The sequence below is a fragment of the Pyxidicoccus fallax genome, from assembly GCF_012933655.1.
Lineage (GTDB): Bacteria > Myxococcota > Myxococcia > Myxococcales > Myxococcaceae > Myxococcus > Myxococcus fallax.
In genome coordinates this window covers 1-6,234 of record NZ_JABBJJ010000512.1, presented here as the reverse complement: position 1 = coordinate 6,234, position 6,234 = coordinate 1, and the positions used below count along the sequence as shown (strand labels likewise).

Annotated in this window: 4 protein-coding genes; all 4 read left to right on the top strand. The window is 67.4% G+C overall.

The features are described from left to right. The first annotated feature begins 460 nt into the window (after positions 1–460). Positions 461–1,265, top strand: a protein-coding gene (locus HG543_RS50365) for an IS5 family transposase (RefSeq protein WP_371876580.1) whose coding sequence is annotated in 2 segments (ribosomal slippage) — positions 461–1,068 and positions 1,067–1,265 — 807 coding nt in all. Because the reading frame shifts where the segments join, the coding sequence is not laid out codon by codon here. 787 nt (positions 1,266–2,052) lie between these two features. After that, the gene (locus HG543_RS50360) at positions 2,053–2,907 is read left to right on the top strand and encodes a DUF2381 family protein (protein WP_169352122.1); all 855 of its coding nucleotides are present in this window, start codon (positions 2,053–2,055) and stop codon (positions 2,905–2,907) included. Positions 2,908–2,918: 11 nt separating this feature from the next. After that, positions 2,919–4,739, top strand: coding sequence for a serine/threonine protein kinase (locus HG543_RS50355; protein WP_169352121.1), 1,821 nt, complete (start codon positions 2,919–2,921; stop codon positions 4,737–4,739). Between the two features lie 177 nt (positions 4,740–4,916). After that, a partial coding sequence (locus HG543_RS50350; RefSeq protein WP_169352120.1) for a serine/threonine protein kinase occupies positions 4,917–6,234 on the top strand: 1,318 nt, incomplete at its 3' end.

The following is a 6,234-nucleotide window of genomic DNA, read 5'->3' as shown; positions in this document are numbered from 1 at the left end:
GTTGAGGGGAGGGAGGGTGCAGAGGGGCCGAGGAGGGCCGCTGACGGGGCCGCCAGAGCGATGCTCCCGGCCGGTGGACAGGCCGCTTGAGCCCCCTTGGGGCACGCGCCTGCCCAGGCCGCGCTCCCATCAGGTGCGTGGCAGGAGCCGCCGGCCTGTTGGCTGTCTTGAGCCTCAACACCACACGGCCTGGGGTGGCCCTCGTGCCGGGGCCCACCTCGCACATGCCGTCGGCAAGCCCAGGTGCTCCAGAATCGCCCGCACCCGGGGGGCCCCCTTCACGTACGCCAAGACCCGCAGCCTACCTCCACACCTCACGCAGGCGAACACGTCGAAGTCGAACGTCTTCCTGCGCAACTCGACCCAGTCCACTCGCGGTGTCCTCTCCTTGAGCGTATTTCAAAATTAAGGAGGTAGCTGGATGGGCTGAGAGTGCGCACCCTGTGCTCATGGAGCGCGGATGGCCAAGCCCCTGGTTCCTGACGACCTATGGCAGCGCGTCGAACCGCTGCTTCCCAAACGCCGACGTAGCCGCCACCGGCAGTATGCCGGCAGAAGACCGGTGGATGACCGCAAGGCCTTCGAAGGCATCGTCTTCGCCTTGAAGACGGGGGTTCCCTGGGCCGACCTGCCGGCCACCTCCCAGTGGCCCAGTGGCGTCACCTGCTGGCGAAGGATGACTCAGTGGCACCGTGCGGGCGTCTGGAAGCGGCTGCTGGAGTCGCTACTGGCCGAAATGCAGGCGCGAGGGCTGCTGCATTGGGAGCGGGCGCTGGTGGACCGCGCGCATCTGCGAGCTCCTGGCGGCGGGCGTAAGACGGGTCCCAGCCCGGTAGATCGGCGCAAGCGTGGCAGCAAGCACCACCTGCTCACCGATGCCGAGGGCACTCCGCTGTCCATCGAACTGACTGCGGCCAACCGCAACGACATCACCCAGCTGCGCAAGCTGGTGGAGTCCATCCCTCCAGTGCGCGGTAAACCCGGGCGCCCTCGGCGGCGGCCCAAGAGCCTCCAGGCAGATCGCGGCTACGACTCCGAGTCGCACCGCAGGGCACTGAAAAAAGAAGATCAAGCCAGTGATTGCCAGGCGGAAGACACCCCACGGCAGCGGTCTGGGCAAGACACGCTGGCCTGTGGAGCGGAGCCTGTCCTGGTTGTACCAGTTTCGCAGGCTCCGCACCCAGTTCGAGAAAACGGCGCCGCCTCATCGCGCGCTGATGCTGCTGGCGTGCGCGCGCATCTGCTACCGGCGGCTCACTCCTTAATTTTGAAATACGCTCAGGAGAAGAGGGAGAGAGGAGAAGGAGATACGAGCTGCGTCAGTCACTCCGTCACCCCCTCTCGACGTGGGGCAGGCGTAGCTGCCAGCATCAGCGCGTTGGGCTCAGCGAGCATGTAGACGCACGGCACCGCACCGCGCACGCCGGGCCTATGACGGTGGGACACACGCACCGCGCCAGTGGCCAGCAAGAGGGTCAAGGCTCGCCGAACAAACTGCTCACCCGCTCCGAGGTGCCCGCGCAGCTCCTTCACGGTGAGGCCATCAGGCCCGGCTTGAGTAAGCGCTGCGATGACGTGCGGAATGTACTTCTCAAGAACTTCAATCATGTTTGCTTTTGGTTGTCTCCCGTACAGTGGTTAAATGCGTGCGCTTATTGCGGGCGGTTCACAGGCACCGGCACCGCTGGGCGAACGTGCTCCGCTCGCTCGCAACCCAAAGGGCTTGGCATTCCGCAGCCTGCTCTCGCGGTGGACGGACCTAGAGACGTCCCCCCCGGCTCCGATTTCCGAAGCGAGGCCACTTGGGACCGTGCTCGGCGGTCGCACACACTGGGAAAATCTCCCAGAAAAACCGTGGCCCCCCACTCGTTTCGCCGTTCGTACCCCCTGAAATCTTGCCGGAACGGACCCTTGCGGCGGTGAGTGCGATGGCGACCGGAACCCGCGCCTCACCTGCTAGGTTGGGCGCAGTTCTTCGGAGGTTGTCCGCCGGTGCCTTCTGTCCCACGTCGGCTCGTTCTGCTGTCTGTCCCCTTGCTGGGCGCGAAGGCCATGGCCCAGGACGCCACACGCGGGCGCGAGCTGAAGCGGCGTCGCGTGGCGCTCTCCGTTGCCACGGCCGACAAGCCGGTAGAGCTGCGCGTCGCGCCCGACTACCTCACGACCCTGGAATTCGATTCGCCCGTGGACCGCGACTCAGTGACGCTCGACGACTCCGGGAGCCGCTTCGCGAGGGTGGAGGTCAACGACCATACCGTCGTTCTGCGTCCGGCAATGGAGGTCGCGTCCGGGCAGAGTGTGGCGCTGACCGTGCCTTTTGCGGACGGCTTGGCCCCGCCTCGTGCGGTGTTCTCGCTCGTCACGCACGGCTCCGAGGTAGACGGCCAGGTGATGGTGTCGCGGCTGCCGCGCACGGCAGAGGCTGTGCAGGCCGAGTTGGACGAAGTCCGCGCCGCATGTGCAGCCAAGGATGCTGAGTTGGAAGCGCTCCGCGTGCGCAGCGCGGCGAGCGGCCCGGCCGGAATGATCTTCGCGGGCCTGTTGAACCCGAAGGGCGTCCAGACAGGGAAGATTGACCCAACGGAGGATGCGGGAAGTGGTCGTCTGGCTCTTGAAGAGATTGTCACCCACCGGGCGAGCGAATGGGCAGCCGTGGCGTTGCGCGTGCGCAATACCGGCGCTGAGCCCTGGACACCTACGGAGGGGCGGCTTGCCACAGTTGCGAGCGGCGAGCGCATCGACGTGCTCGCAGTGCGAATGCGGGAGCCGCGGATTGAGCCAGGGGGGACGGCCCTCGTCGTGGTGGAGACCGGAGCCCCGAGCTGGCCGGACGGTGTGGCCCTTCGATTGGAGCTGCGTGACAGGGAGGGCTCCCGGCGTCTTCTCATCCCGCGCTTCGCGTTCTAGAACCGCTTCGCATGTTGACCGCGATAAGCCCGGCGCACCTGCAACCCGGGCAGATGGTAGACGGCTGGCGTGTGCTGCGGCTGCTGGGCTCGGGCACCTACGGTGCCGTCTACCTCGTGGAGAAGGACGGCCAGCGCTTCGCGATGAAGCTCGCCATGCACCGCGCCAGCAGCGGGGACGCGGAGCAGGCGGATGCGCGGCTCACGCGGGAGATGGTGTGCCTCGTCCAGGTCAGCGGCCATCCCAACATCGTGCGCATCCACGCCCACGGACGCTGGCCTGACGTGACAAAGGGCTGGTTCTACGTCGTTCTCGACTACGTGGAGGGCTACACGCTGGGCGAGTGGGTGGAGAAGATGCACCCGACGGCGCGCGAGGTGGTGCGCGTGTTCGCCAAGCTCGCGGCGGCGCTGGCCCACCTGCACGCGCGGAGCGTCTTTCACCGGGACTTGAAGCTGGGCAACATCCTCGTGCGCGCCTTGGACGGTGAGCCCTTCATCCTGGACTTCAGCGCGGGGGACTACGCGCGGGCCCCGGAGTTGACGGACTCGCCGCTGCCGCCCGGCACCCGTCGCTATCGCTCTCCCGAGGCGTCTCGTTTCCTGCGCGAGCACGGGGAGGAGCACGGCGCGCGCTACGAGTTCAAGGCGACCGATGATGTGTACGCACTGGGCATCTGCCTCTATGACGTGCTGACGAATGCGCAGCCAGCCAGCGAGCCGCCGCGAGTGCTGGTGGGGGGCCAGTGGCCGCCGCCCGCGCCTCACACCCTCAACCCGCGAGTGCCCGAGCCGCTGAGCACTGCGGTCCTGCACTTCATTGCCCGCCAGCCAGAGAAGCGAGCGCCCACGGCCGAAGTCATGCGCCGGCAGCTGGAAGCGTTGCTGTCGCAACAAGGCGGTGAATGGGTGGTGCCCCTGCATATGCCCGTGCCACACCTCCTGCTCGCCCCCGCCGCGCCGGAGGAGGAGCCGCAGATAGCGCCCCGTCCCCCACGGCGGCGCTGGGTGGGCGCGGTGGCCGCCATGGTGCTCGGCGTGGTGGCGCTGGCTGCCTACGCGCTTCTGCGCCCCTCTACGCCGCCAATGACACAGGCTCCGGATGTCCGAGTACCCGCCCAGCCTTTCGTCGCGCGGGACGCAGGCACCGGCGCGATGGCCGCCACCTCACCTCCAGCGCCCGCCGCATCGCCCCCTGGGGTAGCTTTGCCCCCTCCCGCACCTGTCCAGAAGGAAAGCCCTCCCGTGAAGCGCGCTCCCACGCCCATGCCCCTCCCCGCTGGATCCACCGACAGGAAGCCGAAGAGCCCCGCCTCGCGTCCGAGCTGGCCCCCGTCGCCCTGGGCGACCTTCCTCAAGACGTGCGCGGGTGCGGCTGCTGCCGCAGCTCTCCAGTTGGGCTGCCCGGGTGCCCAGGTGCGACCCGAGCCCGCTGACTGCCCCTCTGAGGCGCGCGATGCCATGTTCAACTGGGAGCGCAAGGATGGGCTGCGCTTGGATCCAGGTGACACCGTGCAACTCACCCTGGACAGGAGACAGCCCGGCGCTCAGAGTGAGCGGGGCGTCTACGCTGATGGCCCGGTGACCGGCGTGGTGCGCCTCAGCCACTTGAAAGGGCTGCCGGTCGGCACATTGGTCTCGGGCTATCTATGGACGAGCGGCGAAGTTGCCGTGGGCCGCTACACCGAGGCGCAGCTCCCCGATGGTCGCACCGTGCCGGTGTGCATCGTCCTGGGTCGCAAGGGCTACTTGGAGAAATGGACCGGCTCTAAACCAGGAGCGACGCAGCTCCCCCGAACGTCCCCGGCCTATGCCGTCGAGCGCTGGCCGTAGCTCTCTCGGAGAGAGTAAAGCCCCTTTGCAATTTTGGGCCTCTCCCCCCTCACTCCGAGTGAATGGGATTTCCAAGTTTTTTGACCTATCACGTCGTTCCTCCCGGAATGGGCTGGCGTTACCTTGTGCGTGCCTTTGCGCGAATTCCTCTCGCGCGGGCACCGGAGCTTCCCGCCCATGTCCAATCCGTCTGACTCTCGGCGTGCCGGGAGCGTTGCCCTATTCACGAATGGCGACACCTCTTACGAATTCTTCCGGGACCTGGGGCAAGGGCGCGTCGGTGAGCGAATCCTCCTCGCCCAGACCCGCACGGGACAGCGGCTGGGCCCCTGCGTGGTGCTCAAGTGCGTGCCCGTGCCGCAAGTGGCAAACCTGACCGAGAAGTACCGGCGCACCCGTGCTCGGCTGGAGGAAGAGGTCAGGCTGGCGCAGTACATCCAGCACCCGCGCATCGCCCGCGTCCACGGCCTTTTTGAAATGGAGTACGGCCTGTGCGTGGCGATGGAGAACGTCGAAGGGCTGACGCTCAACACGCTGCTGAGCGTGGCCCAGGCGTGCGGGCGCTACTTCTCCGAGGCGTTCATCCTCTACGTGGGCGCGGAAGTCGCGGCGGCCCTGGACTACGCGCACACTCGCATGGATGACGCGGGCGTGCCGCTGGGCATCGTCAACCGCGACGTGAACCCAGCCCGCATTCGCTTGGACCCCCACGGGCAGGTGAAGCTGACGGACTTCGGCGTGGCGCTCTCGCGATTGGCGGGGCGGCTGGCCACCTCGCTCCCGCGTCCCCAGGGCGAAGTCCTCTACGCCGCGCCGGAGATGTTGCTGGGGGAGATGGTGGACGCTCGGGCTGACCTGTTCTCCCTGGGTCTCACCCTGCTGGAGTTCGCCACTGGGCGGCACCTCTACGACCCGGGCCACCTGCGCATTGAGGATGTGGAGGCGCGACTATCGTCAGAGGAACGGGAGCAGGCACTCGCGGCCTCGGTGGCGTCCATGGTGACGGAACTGCCGCCATTCGCCGAGGACGCCATCTGGTGCGCCATGGCCTACCGCTCCGAGGACATAGAGCGCGCGGCGGAAGGGTTGCCCGTGCCACTCCGGGACATCCTCCACACGCTGCTGAGGCGCAACCCCGCCGAGCGCTTCGCCACGGCCGCCGAGCTGGAAACCGTCATGCGCGCGAGACTGGCGCAGTTGGGGTCGTACTCCAGCGCAGACGCGGTGAAAGAGGTTCAACAGGCGCTCGTAGAGGCGGGAGACAGGCTCAGGGACTTTGACCTGCCGGACGACGAAGGCGGCATCACCCCGCCCATGATGGAAGACGCCCACGCGGACGAGCTTTCGACACAGACCGAGCCCCCCAATGCCGCGCGGGCGATTGCCTCTTCGACGCGCCATCCGGACGAGGTGACTACCGTGCCCGGTGGAGGGCCGCATCGCTCGAGTAAACAGACGCCAAGGAAAGATGGGGGCCCTGTTGAGGGGGAGGGAG

Bases quoted from the DNA above. Each gene is read 5' to 3' on its own strand.
- HG543_RS50360 (WP_169352122.1), top strand. From the start codon at position 2,053: ATGGCCCAGGACGCCACACGCGGGCGCGAGCTGAAGCGGCGTCGCGTG.
- HG543_RS50355 (WP_169352121.1), top strand. From the start codon at position 2,919: ATGTTGACCGCGATAAGCCCGGCGCACCTGCAACCCGGGCAGATGGTA.